We start from the raw sequence: 1,282 nt of genomic DNA, 5'->3' as shown, positions 1-1,282 counted from the left end.
ACGTGCTGCTCGATGGCCGCATGGCCCGCGGTCTCGACCACGAGGTCGATGCCTTCGGCCGGCACCGCGGCGAGCACCTGCGCGCCGGGCGCGGCCTGGCGCGCGGTTTCGGCGCCGTCGGCGGGCACGACGACGGTCGTCACCTTCAGGGCCGGGTCGTCGCGCAGCAGTTCGAGCACCGCGGTGCCGATGGCGCCGCAGCCGACCAGGGCGATGCGCGTGGGGGCGGTCATGGATCGGGTCTCGCTCGCTGTCACTTCTACTGTCACCTGGCCGTGCCGAGCGCGGGAATCTGCGTGACCGTGTTGGTCGGCGGGCCCGCGAAGCTGGTCTTGAAGCCGCCGATCGACAGCATGTCGATCTCGAGCAGGAAGGGACCGTCGGTGGACAGCGCCTCGTCGAGCCGCGCCGGCAGCTCGGCCAGGTCCTTCACGCGCGCATGCGGCAGCGCGATCGACCGGCACAGCAGTTCGTAGTCGGGCGTGTGCAGCTCGGCATAGCACTGGCGGCCGCCGTACTGCGCGTCCTGGATGTTCTTGATCACGCCATAGCTCTGGTCGTTCATCAGCACGATGGCCATCGGCGCCTTCTCCTGCACCATGCAGGCCAGCTCGCCGAGGTTGAGGATGAAGCCGCCGTCGCCGGCCAGGCAGAAGGTCTTGCGGCCCGAACCGGTGACCGCGGTACCGATGGCCGCGCCGATCGCCATCGGCATGCCCTGCCCGATGCCGCCGCCCGTGGCATGCACGCCGGCGCTCGGCTCGAAGATGCGCAGCTCGCGGTTGCCCCAGGTGCTGTTGGAGACCGTCACGTCGCGCACCCAGTTGAACTGGCGGCCGGCCGCCGACTGCAGGCGGCGCACGAGTTCGGCGTAAGGGCCGAGGCCGTCGCGCAGCGTCGCCACCGCCTGCTCGTGCGCGGCACGCAGGTCGACCAGCAGTTGCGGATCGGCGCGGTAGCCCGCCGCCTCGAGGCGATCGGCCAGGCCCTCGAGCGCGATCGCCGAGTCGCCGCAGACGAAGGCCTCGGAGGCATAGCAGCGGCCTTCGGCGGCCGCGTCGGCATCGATGCGGTAGAGCGGGCGCGGCAGCTTGAGTTCGTACTTGAGCGTCTCGTTGCCGCGCAGCCGCGAGCCGACGACCAGCAGCGCATCGCAGCTCTGGTAGAAGGCCTCGACCGGCTTCTGGATGTTGTAGGCGCCGAGCGAGCCGGCATCGTCCTCGGGCACGGTGCCGCGGCCCTGCGTGGTCGTGACCACGCCGAAGCCCAGCCTCTGCAGCCG

1 protein-coding gene and 1 pseudogene are annotated in these 1,282 nt (G+C 71.1%); both read right to left on the bottom strand.

What is annotated here, in order from left to right; genetic code table 11:
* Nucleotides 1-233: pseudogene (locus tag AC27VN_RS41720) on the bottom strand (aspartate dehydrogenase); the annotation flags it as partial.
* Between the two features lie 32 nt (nucleotides 234-265).
* Nucleotides 266-1,282: thiamine pyrophosphate-dependent enzyme (locus AC27VN_RS41715; RefSeq protein ID WP_490880548.1), on the bottom strand; the 1,017-nt coding region annotated here is incomplete at its 5' end.

The organism is Variovorax sp. 20P10.2.4 (assembly GCF_058244205.1).
Note: the sequence above shows the minus strand (reverse complement) of the source record. Positions and strands in the feature narration are given on the sequence as shown.